The following is a 15,999-nucleotide window of genomic DNA, read 5'->3' on the forward strand; positions in this document are numbered from 1 at the left end:
CCTGACACACCTCTTGCTTGTTTCTAATACAAGCGTGAGAAATCGTTAAAAATTGCAAACCCCATTAATACTACTAATAGTATTAAACTAATACGGTAACTGAAATCCTTAACTCGAATAGATATTGATTCACCTTTAATTTTTTCAATAATTAAGAAAAGTAAACATCCGCCATCTAATACAGGCAAAGGGAAAAGGTTTATAATACCTATATTAATGCTAATCATCGCTAGAAATATGAGATAATAAATTAGGCCATATTTTGCTGATAATACTGCTCCTTTTGCAATTGAGATTGCCCCCCCGAAATTATTCAAAGCAATATCTCTAGTGATCAATTTTCGAAGAATGGATACATTTAGCTTTATTAATTGCCAAACTTTAACATGAGCTTTATAAATCGCATCGAAATATCCACATTTTCTTATTATTGTATGCTGATTAGGGAAAATAATAATTTGTGGTATAACACCTAAAGAATTTTTATTATCATAATTTGATTGTTTTTCTAATTTCACAAGTTTTTTTATAATCTTACCGCTGCGTTCTATCTCCAATTCAATGTTTGTATCAAAACTCTTTTTAAGAATCGTTGCAAGCAATTGCCAGTTCGTTAATAATTTTCCGTCTACTTTAACAATTTTATCACCTACTTTTAAGCCAGCTCTGATTGCGGGTGAATTTGGATGAATATACGCCAAAGTTGTTTGAATTTTAAAACGATGCGAGAGTATGCCCAAGAAAAGCAAAACATTTTTTGATTTAGGTTTAAAATGGTATCTACGTAAATTAAGTATTTTTTTTTCTTTTTGAATTTTATTAAACTGCGATACAGTAAATGTTATTTCACTATTACCTATTTTTTTAAGTAGAACCATACGTACAGAATTCCAATCTGGTGTTTTTACATCATCTACGGCTTTTACCTCCATACCAGAAGTAAGATGGGCTTTTTCGGCAATAGAACCGTTTACAACACCATGAATAATTGGACGTATACTAGGCATACCATAACTGAATACGATCCAGTAAATAAAAATAGAAAATATAAAATTTGCGATAGGACCAGCAGCAATAATAGCAGCACGTTGCGACAATGTCTTTTTATTAAAAGATTGACCAAAAACTTGATAGGACATATTTTGTTCATGTTCATCAAGCATTTTAACGTAGCCACCTATTGGAATTAAAGCAATGATGTATTCAGTATCTTGACGATCTTTAAAGGAAAAAAGTTTTTTTCCAAAACCTATTGAAAAACGGACTACTTTTACGCCAATTAAACGCGCTACTAAAAAGTGACCTAATTCATGAATAGTAATGAGTACACCTAAGGTTATAACAAAAATTATAAAATTCCAAAGTATGTGTAACATAATTACTATTCTCAGAAAAGTCGGAATATCAACAGCAAAAAACCAAACAATGGAATTGCAGCTGTAAGGCTATCGATACAATCGAGTATCCCACCGTGACCCGGAATTAAATTGCTACTATTTTTAATACTAGCCTCTCGCTTTAACATACTTTCAGTTAGATCACCTATCACGGAAAAACATGCAATACTTATTGCAGACACAATTTGCATAAATGGCTTCATTTCAATCGGTGCTAACATAGAAAATAGCCAAGCGACAATGATAGAACAGAATAAACCACCTACGAGACCCTCCCAAGTTTTTTCTGGTGAAACCTTTGGTATTAATTTATTTTTACCAAATAGCTTTCCAAATATATAAGCACCAGAATCCGTACTCCATGCTAATAATATGACAAACAATAGATACCATGACCCTATAAGGTGATTTGTACTATAATGATAGCAACGTAATTCTATCATCTCTGCGAAAAATGGAAATAATGTTAATATACCAAACAACAAACGTAAATAACGCGAATTACTCCATAATGATGCTGAAATAGGATAGAAAAAAACTAATATAAAAGCGATAACCCACCATATTAATGATATCCATAGTAAGATACGTAATGGATAGAAATGTCGCTCGTCAAATTTCATAATAAAAAACATTCCTGATAGTAGCAAACCGCACAATGCAGATAAGTAAACGCGTTGAGAACGTTTTACCATACCTGCTAATTGACTCCATTCCCAAGCAGCAAGCATACAAATCATAATGATCGTAATTACGAAACTGAATAATGGAAACCAGAATAGTATAGCAATTACTAACGGAATTAAAATAAATGCAACAATTAGACGATAACTTAACAAAATTTACCCTCTAAAAAATTTCATGTACCTTCTTCTGATAACACATGTCATAATACACTACCGTAGCGTCGTTCACGAAGAGAAAAAGCATTTAATGCACCTTTGAAAACATGTTCATCAAAATCTGGCCAAAGAATATCAGTAAACCAAAATTCAGCATAAGCTATTTGCCACAATAAAAAATTACTAATACGATATTCGCCACCAGTTCTTATTACTAAATCTACAGGCGCTAACTCCTGCATACATAGATACGATGCTAAACTTTCTTCAGTAATTTGATCAGGATGTAATATACCTTCTTGCACTTGTTCCGCTAATTTTTTAGCACCTTGAATGATATCCCAACGTCCACCATAATTAGCAGCAATATTAAGTCTTAATCCATTATTTTGTTTAGTTAATTCTTCAGCCAGTTTGATACGTTCTTGAATTCGATTATTAAAACGTCTGATATCACCAATTATGGACAAACGTACATTATGCTGATGTAAAGTTTTAACTTCACTATCAAGTGCCCAAATAAATAATTCCATTAAAGCTGTTATTTCTTGAGTTGGACGACTCCAATTTTCGCTACTGAAAGCATATAAAGTTAATGCTTCTAATTTATGACTTACAGCAAAACGAACAGCACGACTTACTGACCTAACGCCAGCTTTATGACCTGACGTTCGTAGTTTACCTTTTTTTTTTGCCCAACGACCATTTCCATCCATAATGATAGCTACATGCCGTGGTATATAATCCAAAGCATTATTGATATTGTTATGATTTTTGAAAGACATAAAGCGTAAATAATCCCTTTTATCAGAAAAATAATCATTTCTGATACTGTACCAGTCGCAAGGTAGTTTAGCCTAATTAATTATATAGAAATCATTCTTTAATATACTATGAAATATTTAGATGATAATATATTATTTTTATTCATAGCGAACAAATATAAGTATATTTAAATTATTAATTTAGTCAATAAGTTATGAACATAAATGCGTGCTAGACGATCGATTTCCATTACATCATCAAGAGTATCTGGTTCTCGATATGATAAGGATTCAAGCGTTTCGCTGTTGATGATAGCAATGTCAGTAAAACGAATTTGGTGTTGTAGAAAAGCGGCTACTGCTACTTCATTTGCAGCATTGAGTATGATAGTAGCAGACTGTCCTGCTAAACATGCATCCATAGCTAATTTCAAACATGGATAGCGTTTATAATCTGGTGCTGAAAACATTAAGGCATTTATACGAGTAAAATCAATCGGGTTTACACCGGAATGAATCCGAGTAGGCCATGCCATACTATGTGCAATTGGTATCCTCATATCTGGTGAACCGAGTTGTGCTAATACACTGCCATCACAATAACGTACCATAGAATGAATGACCGACTGCGGATGTAAAATTACTTCCATTTGTGTATGTGTAGCATTAAATAACCATTTTGCTTCAATATATTCTAAACCTTTGTTCATCATAGTAGCACAATCAACTGAAATTTTTCTTCCCATTGACCAATTTGGATGCATACACGCTTGATCAGGTGATACATGAGCTAAATCAGCAAGTGGGGTTTCACGAAACGGTCCACCTGATCCTGTAAGCAGAATGGATTCAATACCATTTTCTCGTAAATCAGCGTATCCTAATTGGTTTTGTATTGATGCAGGTAAACTTTGGAATATAGCATTATGCTCGCTATCGACAGGTAATAATTGTGCTTTATTGTGTCGAACAGCATCCATAAGCAAGCGACCGCATATTACAAGCGATTCTTTATTAGCTAGTAATACTGTTTTACCAGCATGAATAGCAGATAATAAAGGTCTCAATCCGGAAGTCCCGACAATAGCTGCCATGACTTGATCTACTTCATCTAACTCTGCTAGCTCACAAGCTGCCTGAATACCTGAAAAGACTTCAGTATCGATATTCAATGATTTCAATTGGTCACGTAAAATTTGTGCAGAAATTTGATCAGACATAGCGGCATAGCGTGGTTGAAATTGTTGACACTGTGCAACCATGAGCGCTACATTCTGACAAGCAACCAGTGCTGTAACATGATATTGATCTGGATTTACTGCTATTACCGCTAATGTATTAGTACCAATTGATCCAGTAGAACCTAGTAAAGTAAGTCGTTTCATTAAATCAACTACCCTAATGAAATCATTAAATATGTCTTAACTGCTCGCTAAATTATGTACTAGCAGTTTATAATATAAAACGCCGTCAAAATATATTTTAAAATGAAATATTTCTTAACGGCGTGTTATAGCAGCACATTGGATGAAATTAAAAATCCATTAATATTTTTTCTTTTTTACTCAATATAGCATCGATATATTTGATGTTTATATTAGTGATTCTTTGGATCTCTTCTTGTGAGTGACGTTCTTGATCTTCACTAATTTCTTTTTCTTTCAAAAGCACTTTGATTTTCTCATTAGCATTACGACGTATATTGCGTATAGAAACACGACCGACTTCTGCTTCACCACGAACAACTTTAATCAAATTTTTACGACGCTCTTCTGTTAGTATAGGTACTGAGACATGGATATTGTTACCAATTGAACTTGGATTCAGTCCAAGACCGGATGACATTATAGCTTTTTCAACAGCTATAACAGTGGAATGGTCAAAAACGTTAATTTTTAGCGTACGTGCATCTTCTATAGTGATATTCGCTAATTTATATAATGGTGTCGTTTTACCATAATATTCTATTGTAATACCGTCAATTATTGAAGGTGTAGCACGACCAGTATGCACTTTCTTAATAGTATTTTTAAAAGTCTCTACACATTTATCCATCCGTTGTTCAGTGTCTTTTTTAATATCATCTATCACGTTAAAACCTTTAAATTTAGTTTGATGCTACTTTATTTTTCAAATAATCAATAAGCACTAGCGTATCGGTAAAGGTTGATTATTACTTTAGCATGCTATATTTACGAAATATATTTGATTCCAATATATCAATATGTAATTAAGGTACCTTCTTTTTCTCCCATGATTATGCGACGAATTGCACCAAACTTATTCATATTAAACACACGTATGGGTAGCTTATAATCGCGAGCTAATGTAAATGCAGCGAGATCCATAATTTTAAGCTCTTTATTTAAAACTTCATTATATGTTAGCTGATCACACAAGGTCGCATCGAGATTTTTTTTAGGATCAGAACAGTATACTCCATCTACTTTCGTAGCTTTTAATATAACTTCAGCTTCAATTTCTATACCACGTAAGCAAGCTGCAGAATCAGTAGTAAAAAAAGGATTGCCTGTGCCAGCAGAAAATATTACTACACGATGGTTGCGTAATAAGCTGATTGCTTGTGCCCAACTATAGTGATCACATACACCGTTAAGTGGAATTGCAGACATTAAGCGTGCATTAACATGCGAACGGTGCAACGCATCGCGCATTGCGAGACCATTCATGACGGTGGCTAGCATACCCATATGGTCTCCGACAACACGACTCATACCTACTTTAGCCAACCCTGAACCACGAAATAGATTTCCACCACCAATAACCATACCTACTTCTATACCTAATTCAATTAATTCTTTTACTTCTGCGGCTATACGATCGAGTACGCTTGCATCGATACCAAAACCTTCGGAACCTTGTAATGCTTCACCACTCAGTTTTAATAATATGCGTTGATATACAGGTTTTGCGTTAATCACCATAGTTAATTCTTCCTAAAAAAAACAAGATGTAAAAACAGTTAAATCTGATTGATCATCCGTTAAAAACTCGAAAAAAACTATTGGGATTAAAAGATAAGATTAAATCTTAATAGTATATATAGATTAAGGGCATAAAAAAAAGTAAGTACTACAAATTTAGTTTTTCCGATCATGAAAGATGTTTAGGAATAGCAGCTAAATCAATAGAATCAACTTCATTGATACTTTCACCGACTTCAAAACGAATAAAGCTAATCACTGTTGCACTTTTTTCTTTAAGTAAATCACTGATTGTTTTGCTAGGATCAATAATAAAAAATTGATTTAAAAGCGAAATTTCATTAACAAATTTTTTCATGCGCCCATCTACCATTTTTCTTGCAATTTCTATAGGTTTATTAGATTGCATAGCAATATCCATTTGTATTTTATATTCTTTTTGAAAAACTGCCTTCGATACATCTTCTGGATTGATAAATTCTGGCTTACAAGCAGTAATGTGCATAGCGATTTGTTTACTAAGCTCTTGATCAGCACCTTTAGTAGAAATTAAAACACCGATACGTACACCGTGTTGATAACTATTTAGTTGTTTTCCTTCTAAAATAGCAACACGACGGATGGTAATATTTTCCCCCATTTTGCTAATTAATGTAATCCGTTCTTCTTCGAAATGGTTTTTTAATATATTTATATTATCAATTTTTTTGTTAATGACTTCATCTAAAATATTATTAGCAAATAATTCAAAATGAATATGTTTTGCTACAAAATCAGTTTGGCAATTAAGTTCTATAATAGCTGCATAATTATTTTCTATTTTAATTTTAATAATGCCTTCTTCAGCAAGATTAGCAGCTTTTTTTGCTGCTTTAATAACACCGGACTTTCGCATATTGTGTATTGCCAATTCAATGTCAGCATTAGCTTCAATGAGTGCTTTTTTACATTCCATAATGCCCATACTTGTACGCTCACGTAATTCTTTTACTAGCGCAGCAATAATTTTAGTCATGATATGATCCTCGACTGATTTCTAAAAATTCAAAAAATTAGAAATTTAATTGCTTGTCCCTATCTTGCAAGCGTGCATCTTTAAGATTCAATAAAAATTGAAAAGTAAAATCATCTAAGTCTCAAGCAACTTAAAAAAATCATTTTATTGTATATTTACTTAAATATCTTTAATGCGTTCTTGAGAACGTCCTTCACGTATACTAATAGCGACGATAGTTAAATATAAGTTAATAGCGCGAATAGCATCATCGTTACCTGGTATGACAAAATCCACACCATCAGGATTAGAATTGGTATCAACAATAGCGAATACTGAAATACCTAATTTGTTTGCTTCTTTAATTGCAATATTTTCATGATCAGCGTCAACGATAAATAATGCATCAGGCAATCCTCCTATATTTTTAATACCACCTAAACTATCTTCTAGTTTAGCTAATTCTCGTGCACGAATTAGCGCTTCTTTTTTTGTGAGTTTATCAAAGGTACCATCTTGCGATTGTATTTCCAGATCTTTTAAACGTTTAATTGATTGACGAACAGTTTTCCAATTAGTTAGCATACCACCGAGCCAACGATGATTAACAAAAAACTGATCACAGCTTATAGCATACTCTTTAATTGCTTCAGCGGCTGCTCGCTTAGTACCAACAAAAAGGATTTTACCTTTTCGACCAGAAATTATATTCAATTCAACTAAAGCCTGATTAAACATCGATATAGTTTTTTCAAGATTAATAATATGCACTTTATTACGTACGCCGAAAATAAAAGGTTTCATTTTCGGATTCCAGTAACGAGTTTGATGACCAAAATGAATACCAGCTTTTAGCATATCGCGCATGGAAACAGTTGCCATTATTACCTCTAATTAATTTTAATGAGGGAAGTTAGATCTTTATGCATAAATAGGTCGGGACTTTTTTTACAAATCTTAACTGTACATCTAGTATAGATATACATGCATCATTAGTAGACTAATGAAATTTACGTATTTCTGACATACGTAGACAATTCAAATTATATCATACCATCATCTATATCAGTACACCAGAAATTGTTAAATGGACACACTCAACTGACTAACTTAATTTAGTTAGCCCATTTAATATTTATTATGTAATATTTTTTATGATTTAATTATTTAAATTATTTTTGCATTATAAGTGTTTATCATTGTAGCATTTGCTTTAAGAACAAAATAACTTCAATAATTATATATCTTACTTTTTATAATGTTGCATTGAATAACGTAACATTATAATTTATAAAAAAAGCTTTTATTTTTTTAAAAAATCACATATTGAAAATATCTTTTAAAATGCTATCAGATTTATCTATAAAAGCAATTAGCCAGAGTGTTTTTTTATTGCTGTATAATATAATATTGCGTGCTATGTTTTAATTTTTAGACAGTAGTTAATATTTCAATTTGAAAAAAAGTATTAACTATACTTACCAGCAAATCGAAGTAAAATAACTAGTACTACTGTATGAATTAATATGATTAAAATTTGTAATAGAAAAAAATGTAACGTAATAATATTTATTTAATGAAGATTGAATTAACTTGATCAGAAAAAATAAACGAGCGAAATTTAGATTAGGCTAAATAATTAAAAGATTCGCTTTTATATAATATTTTTAACACTTTATTCTATATTTACTTTATTTATTCCTTATGTGCGTTTATAAATTTTTTGTCCTTAAATTTATTTAATTAATATATTAATTAAATTATATTATAAACAATAAATTAAAAAAATTTTTTTCATTATTTCAGAAAACAGCTATCTATTTAATATATTTTATAATATCGTACGCATATCTGAAAAATTCAAAAAATGTCTAAAAATTTTACAAAAAAACTTAAAAAATTGATTTTCAAAGATTGAAAATAATTCTATTAGGTTTTTTTATATAAATAATTATTTGAAATAAAGATACTCATCATGCACATTATATAAGCATGTACTTTACTGAATATGAACAATGTTAAGATAGCACATATAAATTTATATTTACAAGTATTACCATATCCATCTATAATTTGTATTGCACTAAATTGCTTTTCATAATATATTATCATATTTAATAATTTAAAATTTTACCTATTATAGCAGCATACTTATTTTAAAGGTACTTTGAATTACTTTAATTTATTTTCAAAATTTATTCGTAAAAGTAGTGCGAAATGATTAATATTTTGTATATATTAATGCATCTAAATTAGAGTTCATTAGCAAAACAAAAAACATAATTATGTTATTAAATGGGAAAATAAGCATTCATTCGGTGTATATTGAAATTTTTGTTAACTATAAATCCTATCGACATCCTTAATTATGTTAATTGTATATTTTCTCAATAAAAATTAATTTATTTTCTTAGCTAAAATTTTAACTTTGTAAATAAAATCATATTTTTAGTTATACATATAACATGTGATAAATATAAAATATAATAAGCGAGGTTTTTAAAAATTAATTTAATCTAATTAGATCGGCTTACTTAATAATTAGCGTAAGCATCTTTTTCTAATGCTCTATCATATTGTATGACTGTATTGATAATATATAATGCTGCAAATTTCTTAAAATAGCCAGAAAACCTTTACATTTTTTGCAACATTCAACAATGTTTAAAAATTTAATCCTAAAGATATCATTTTTTTGTTAAAAAATTTTCTGTTCAATTTATTCCAAATATTCAATTCGTTAAAAAACCATAAGTTACATTTTTTAAATATCTTAAATGCATTTAATGTACTTACAGGTTGAAACATTCAGTTTAACTATAAACCATTATATTATATGTATCCTTTACCGCATAACTTAATTATGAGATAAAAAATTAGGAATAAATAATGCAAGAATTAAAAAATATTATTGAAACTACTTTTGAAAATCGTGTCAACATTACGCCAAGTAACGTTGATAAGATTACTTACAATACAATCGATGAAGTAATAAAACTACTAGATAGCGGTATATTGCGTGTTTCAGAAAACATTAACGGAAAATGGGTAACACACCAGTGGTTAAAAAAAGCCATATTGTTGTCGTTTCGTATTCATAAAAATAAGTTAATAGAAGGTGCGCAAACCCGTTTTTATGATAAAGTACCTATGAAATTCGCAAATTGGAATGAAACTTATTTTGAAAAAAAAGGATTTCGTGTAGTACCACCAGCAACAGTTCGTCAAGGTGCATTCATAGCACGTAATACGATTTTAATGCCATGTTATGTTAATATTGGAGCATATGTTGATGAAGGTACAATGGTGGATACTTGGGCGACAGTAGGTTCCTGTGCACAAATCGGTAAAAATGTACATCTTTCTGGTGGTGTCGGTATCGGTGGTATCTTAGAGCCATTGCAAGCCAATCCTACGATTATTGAAGATAATTGCTTCATTGGTGCTCGTTCTGAAATTGTTGAAGGGGTTATTGTTGAAAAAAATTCCGTTATTTCTATGGGAGTATACATTGGTCAAAGCACAAAAATCTATGACCGTGACACAGGTAAAATTCATTATGGTCGTATCCCAGCAGGTTCAGTAGTAGTCTCTGGTAATTTACCTCATAAAAATGGTGCCTACAGTCTTTACTGTGCAGTAATTGTTAAAAGGGTTGATTCAAAAACGCGCAGTAAAATTTGTATTAATGATCTATTACGTGCTATTGACTGAGCTATATTATATTTTTCGTTTTATCATCATCAATAATCTGTTATGTAAAAATTTTTATTTTTTTTCATAATTTAATTTGTATGAGTACATTTAAATAAAATACATTCTTAAAATATTTGTATTATTTTTAAAATTAGATTATACGAATTTTTTAATTAACAATTCAAGTGTTTCTTTTAATTTTATTAATATATGGTTATATATATTAAAAATAATTTTTTGGAAATAACATTTATGAAATTAATATAAAGAGGGCAGTCATATGCTAAGAGTATGAGAATATAATTCACTGATCAAAATTTATAATAAAAAATGTGTTATATAAAATGCTTTCATGTAAAATGTTTTGAATATGCGCATTAGATTTTAATGCATTATAATTAAAAATTATAAAACTTCGTTGAATGCGAAAAGTACACTAGTTTTTTTAAAAAAAATGTTTAATTGTTTATTAAAATTCATTTTGGTATTTAGTTGATCATTCAGTTAAAATCAAGCTATTTATTATAATCGGCCAATACTATTTTATTAAGTTAGATTATTATACTGCCAAACAACTAATATATCAAATATTTAGTAATGTAATTTTAAATATTTTAATATAAAATTAATAGTGATTTTGTTAGTAAAATAACTAATTCAACCTACTGTCTTCTGAAATATAATTAAGCAACTTAATTATATTTCAGAAGACAGTAGCATTAAAAAATATAAGAATCCTATTAACCATAATTGCTGTTAATTTAATGTGCATTCAATAATAATACATGTTATTATCTACAATATAAATCTTAATTTTGTGATTGTTAAATTTGCATTTTAATATAGCATATTTCAGTTAATGTTAATTTAACGGAATATAAGTAATTTAAATGCTGAATGAGGACCCACAACTACAAGTTGTTTTAGCATTTGGATTTGTTACAACAAAACGCGATCCTTCTAAACTTTCTATGTAATCTATTGAACCACCAACTAAATATTGTAGACTCATTGGATCAATTACTAATATTGCTCCATATTTTTCAATAGTAAAATCACCCTCATTGATTTTATCATCAAAAGTAAAACCATATTGAAAACCGCTACAACCACCTCCGGTAATATATACTCTTAATTTTAAAGTAGAATTTTTTTCCTCTATAATTAAGGTTTTTATTCTTTTAGCCGCAGCATCAGTGAATTGCAAAGGCAATATTAATGAATTATCATTCATTGTTGACCTCCAAAACACATCATGATGAAATCAGTTCTTTTAAATAAAATTATTTATAATTAAATCAATAAATATATAGAATAATATTTATTTTGAATTGAAAATGCATCTGAAATGAAACGTTATGACCTTATTGATGCTTAGTGTACAATAGTATTTTGATCTTAAATTAAAAATAGTAAGTTATGATAGATACTTAAATATATATTTACAATATCAAACTTTATTTTTTTCTCATAGAGCAGACTTTCGAAAATAAAAAGCAGCGTTTTCGGTATCCTACTAATCTATTAAGCAAAGATTAATAATAAAAATATTGATTACAATCATATCATTCAATATCATTAATATATAATATTATAATTATAGTACTATAATTCCATCTCGCGTATATTCTAACAATTTGACATCCCAAGATAGATTAAATAAAATCAATGTTATGAAACTAATTAATTTACATTAATATTATATGTATATAAATAGTCATTCATATATTGTTTAATTTTTGATTAAACATCACAAACTAAAACGTACCTATTTTTTCTATTTATCATTTTACTTTACTAGCATAGTATTTTTATTCAGTTTAGTATTAAATTATTTTTTAGTAATCTTCTATTATTATGAATTGTAAAACATTTCTTTAATCCAATCGGTTATGTTATGATCGTACTTTTTAGTATCCTTTTGATTTTTTTTTTGTTTTTGACATATTTGTTTTGGATCTAATATCCATACAGGCAATGTGCGTAAGGTATTTTGATTACATACAAAATTACCTGAAGAATTAATATGCATATAAGTGATACCTTGCGGAGGTTTTAATATCAACGGCATTGGAGGCTGGTTATCAAGATAACGACGGTAAATCTGCATTGCTCCATTGGCACCATATAGCTTTGCAGTTTGGTTATTATCGCGACCAACCCAAGTGATAGCTACTTCTTTACCATCAATACCAGCAAACCAACTATCAACTAAATCATTAGTTGTACCAGTTTTTCCAGCTAAATGGGCATTTGGATAACGCGCTCCTAATGCACGTGCAGTGCCATGATTTATGACCTCTTGCATGGCATATAACGTCAAATATACTGCCTGTTCAGGTTCTACCCTTTTGGACTGTGGGAAACTTTGATATAATACATCACCATTCTTATCAATTACTGAACGAATTACCGATAATTTTGCACGATTACCACCACTGGCAATTGATTGAAACGCTTGTGCCACTTCAATAGGTGTTAAGTTAAGCGAACCTAACAAAATTGCGGGCACAGGATGTAATTGATCTTTTGGTATACCAAGTTTTATCCAATGATCTATAATGACATCCAAACCTAATGTCATGCCAAGATTTATTGTAGGTATATTCATTGAATTGATTAATGCATCTACCAACATTACTTTATTACTAAAAAGATGATTATTGTTCATCGGTTTCCAGAGAGTACCATTAGGTTGCTTCATAGTAATTGGTTGATTTGAAATTAAACTATTAAGGCGATAAATATCTGGTTGACTTAATGCCGTGAGATAGGTTGCTGGTTTAGCTAGTGAGCCAATAGAACGACGGGCCTGTGTTGCACGGTTATAACCGGCAAATTGTGGATTAGAACCACCTACTATCGCTCTTAACTCACCACTAAATCGGTCAACTATTACCATTGCTGCTTCTAAATCTTTTAAGATATATTGCTTTTTAAGAATAGGAATACCTTCTCTTACAGCTTTTTCTGCGGCATGCTGCGAGATGGGATCAAGCGTAGTAAAAATCTTCATAGAAGAAAGATCTTTCATCTTGTCACGGCCAAGTTTAATTTTCAATTCATTACGTAAGATTTGCATAAATGCGGGTTGAGCAATAATTGCTCTATCTTTCGGTTGAACTTTTAGTGGACGAGTTGAGAGCATTGTGTATAGATTTTTATCTATCACTTTGTGCTGTTGTAAAACATATAAAACTAAATTACGACGTTGCAAAGAAATTTTTAAATTACGCCAAGGATTATACAACGATGCACCCTTTACCATTCCTACTAACATTGCCTGCTGATCAAGACTTAATTCATTTAACGAACGATTAAAATAGCACAAACTTGCTAATGGAAAACCTCGTATCTGAATATTACCCACCTGACCAAGATAGACTTCATTTAGATATAGTTCTAATATATAATCTTTGCTGTAACTTGCATCCATTATAATTGCCATATAAACTTCACGTATTTTACGCCATATAGAACGCTCATTAGTCAGAAAGAGATTCTTGACTAGCTGCTGTGTTAATGTGCTACCACCTTGTATCGCACGTCCTGCAATAATATTAGCAAGAAAAGCACGCCCGATAGAATGAGGACTGATGCCATCATGTTGGTAAAAACGACGATCTTCTGTATTAATTAATGTGTTTATTAATAAATCTGGAAAACCCGTTTTAGGAACAAAAAACCGTTGTTTTCCATTTGATGATTGCAGCATGTTAATTAAGCAAGGATCAAGACGAAAGAAAGCAAAATTTCGCCCTGTTCTAACATTTTTAATCTCTATTAGTTTGTCATGATTAGTATTGAACGTGATACGTACGTATATTTTTCCTTCTTTATTGTCAGGAAAATTAAATGGACGACGTAGTATAAAAATAGTGTCACCTTTTACACTAAATTCGCCAGAATGCATAATATGCGATACGTTACGATAATGTGTACTTTCTAGTAGAGTAATCAAATCTTTCTTTTGATATAGCATTCCTGGTTCTAAACTGACCATACGACTATAAATAATAGCTGGTGATTGCCATATTTTGCTATTTAGACGATTACGAATTTCAGAATTAAGATGGATACCCCAGTTAATGATCATTATTATAAAAACTAAGAAAAAATTTATCATGCAATAGAACCAAAAATGCTTATTGTAGCGTGCAATTCTTACTTTACATCTTCTTGATATGACTCGCATACTCTCCTCATTATTTTACATATCAGACAGTTTATGCATCATGCTATTATAGTTTACACAGTTCTAAGCTGTTTGTTGATTGCTTGCTTATATCAGGATTCCCCTTTAAAAGAAATGTAATATTTTCATTATATTATATGGTATATTATTTAATATACTGATTTATAACAATTTTTTAATTTTTTGATTTTAGACTGCGATTCTATATATATTTATAGTATTTATATTTTCTAAAAATATAGAGAGGATAGCATCTATAATAAAAGACTTTTAAGCAGCAATACAATTACAACATACTATGTATAGTAAAATATGTGCAATAAAAATTAAATTTATGAAAAAAATACTTTATGATTATTTTCTTAATGTATTTTAATAATTACTGATCATCTTGAGTAAAGAACAGTTTTAGTCATTATTTTAAGAAATCAATTTGATTAGAAAATTAATTTTAAATTTGCGCAATGCGCAATGTAAGTACAATATACACTATATGTTTTAAGCAACGATAAGGATATGCAGCTAAACTTAGATACTAAAATTATTTTTAAAATATATAACCTATTGAGTCAATAAATATTTTAATAAGTAAGTAATTTAGAAAATTTTATTTTACAAAATAATGTCATTAAAAATTTTAAAAAAAAATCATAAAGTTAATTATGATGAATTAATAAATCTAAATAAATAGAGACAATTTATATGTGGATTGCAACTTACTAATGTAATAATTTAATGTGTTTTTGATCATATTGTTTAAAAATAGCTAAGAAGTGATTTTCAAATAGATTTTTTAAGTTAATCTGATAAATATGAACGTATAATAAAGATAAGTTACTTTATTTGACATAAAAAACTTACAATGTAATATTTTATTATTCGACAAAATCAAAAAATAAAATCAATTCATTACGTTGAATGGATTAAAAGATTTATTCTTATGTTTAATATTACGTGTCATCAGAATAAATACATTCCTTAGACATTATAAAGCAATAATATATTTAGAAGGTAATGTAAAATAATTTTTGTTAAATAAAAATATTGAATTCTATATTAAGCATTATAATAATACATTGATTTTAAATTTAAATATGTTTTTCTAATCGATGGTTTTAACGCACTGATGAATATTGCTAAATGTGATAGCTTCTGCTATTTATATT

General features: G+C 29.5%; 10 protein-coding genes and 1 pseudogene. 1 reads left to right on the forward strand and 10 read right to left on the reverse strand.

Translation table 11 applies throughout. The features are described from left to right. Positions 1-23: 23 nt before the first annotated feature. The 8 genes from rseP to rpsB all read right to left on the reverse strand — a co-directional run bounded on the left by rseP (position 24) and on the right by rpsB (position 7,824). Complete coding sequence (gene rseP / locus BMSBPS_RS00340) at positions 24-1,376, reverse strand: sigma E protease regulator RseP (RefSeq protein ID WP_046201054.1); 1,353 nt, start codon at positions 1,374-1,376, stop codon at positions 24-26. Positions 1,377-1,387: 11 nt separating this feature from the next. Beyond that, positions 1,388-2,236 (reverse strand): phosphatidate cytidylyltransferase, encoded by an 849-nt coding sequence (locus tag BMSBPS_RS00345; protein ID WP_046201055.1) that lies wholly within the window; start codon positions 2,234-2,236, stop codon positions 1,388-1,390. Between the two features lie 47 nt (positions 2,237-2,283). Beyond that, entirely contained in the window at positions 2,284-3,024 is a 741-nt protein-coding gene (gene ispU / locus BMSBPS_RS00350; RefSeq protein WP_046201056.1) for a (2E,6E)-farnesyl-diphosphate-specific ditrans,polycis-undecaprenyl-diphosphate synthase, read from the reverse strand. Between the two features lie 167 nt (positions 3,025-3,191). Next, entirely contained in the window at positions 3,192-4,388 is a 1,197-nt protein-coding gene (gene ispC / locus BMSBPS_RS00355; RefSeq protein ID WP_022564435.1) for a 1-deoxy-D-xylulose-5-phosphate reductoisomerase, read from the reverse strand. Positions 4,389-4,536: 148 nt separating this feature from the next. Then, positions 4,537-5,094, reverse strand: a complete 558-nt coding sequence (gene frr, locus BMSBPS_RS00360; protein WP_022564436.1) for a ribosome recycling factor — start codon at positions 5,092-5,094, stop codon at positions 4,537-4,539. Between the two features lie 128 nt (positions 5,095-5,222). Beyond that, positions 5,223-5,948 carry a UMP kinase gene (pyrH, locus tag BMSBPS_RS00365; RefSeq protein WP_022564437.1) on the reverse strand — a complete coding sequence of 242 codons (726 nt, stop codon included), beginning with the start codon at positions 5,946-5,948 and terminating at the stop codon, positions 5,223-5,225. A 169-nt stretch (positions 5,949-6,117) separates the two neighbouring features. Next, positions 6,118-6,963 (reverse strand): translation elongation factor Ts, encoded by an 846-nt coding sequence (tsf, locus tag BMSBPS_RS00370; RefSeq protein WP_022564438.1) that lies wholly within the window; start codon positions 6,961-6,963, stop codon positions 6,118-6,120. Between the two features lie 159 nt (positions 6,964-7,122). Next, complete coding sequence (gene rpsB, locus BMSBPS_RS00375; RefSeq protein WP_022564439.1) at positions 7,123-7,824, reverse strand: 30S ribosomal protein S2; 702 nt, start codon at positions 7,822-7,824, stop codon at positions 7,123-7,125. 2,007 nt (positions 7,825-9,831) lie between these two features. Between rpsB and dapD the strand changes: the two genes are divergently transcribed. After that, the gene (gene dapD, locus BMSBPS_RS00380; protein WP_022564441.1) at positions 9,832-10,656 is read left to right on the forward strand and encodes a 2,3,4,5-tetrahydropyridine-2,6-dicarboxylate N-succinyltransferase; all 825 of its coding nucleotides are present in this window, start codon (positions 9,832-9,834) and stop codon (positions 10,654-10,656) included. An 868-nt stretch (positions 10,657-11,524) separates the two neighbouring features. Here the strand turns inward: dapD and erpA are convergent. Continuing rightward, on the reverse strand, positions 11,525-11,872 hold the full coding sequence (gene erpA / locus BMSBPS_RS00385; protein ID WP_022564442.1) for an iron-sulfur cluster insertion protein ErpA: 348 nt from the start codon (positions 11,870-11,872) through the stop codon (positions 11,525-11,527). A 621-nt stretch (positions 11,873-12,493) separates the two neighbouring features. Next, positions 12,494-14,845: pseudogene (gene mrcB / locus BMSBPS_RS00390) on the reverse strand (bifunctional glycosyl transferase/transpeptidase); the annotation flags it as partial. Positions 14,846-15,999 lie beyond the last annotated feature (1,154 nt).

The organism is Candidatus Pantoea carbekii (assembly GCF_000971765.1).
GTDB lineage: Bacteria > Pseudomonadota > Gammaproteobacteria > Enterobacterales > Enterobacteriaceae > Pantoea_A > Pantoea_A carbekii.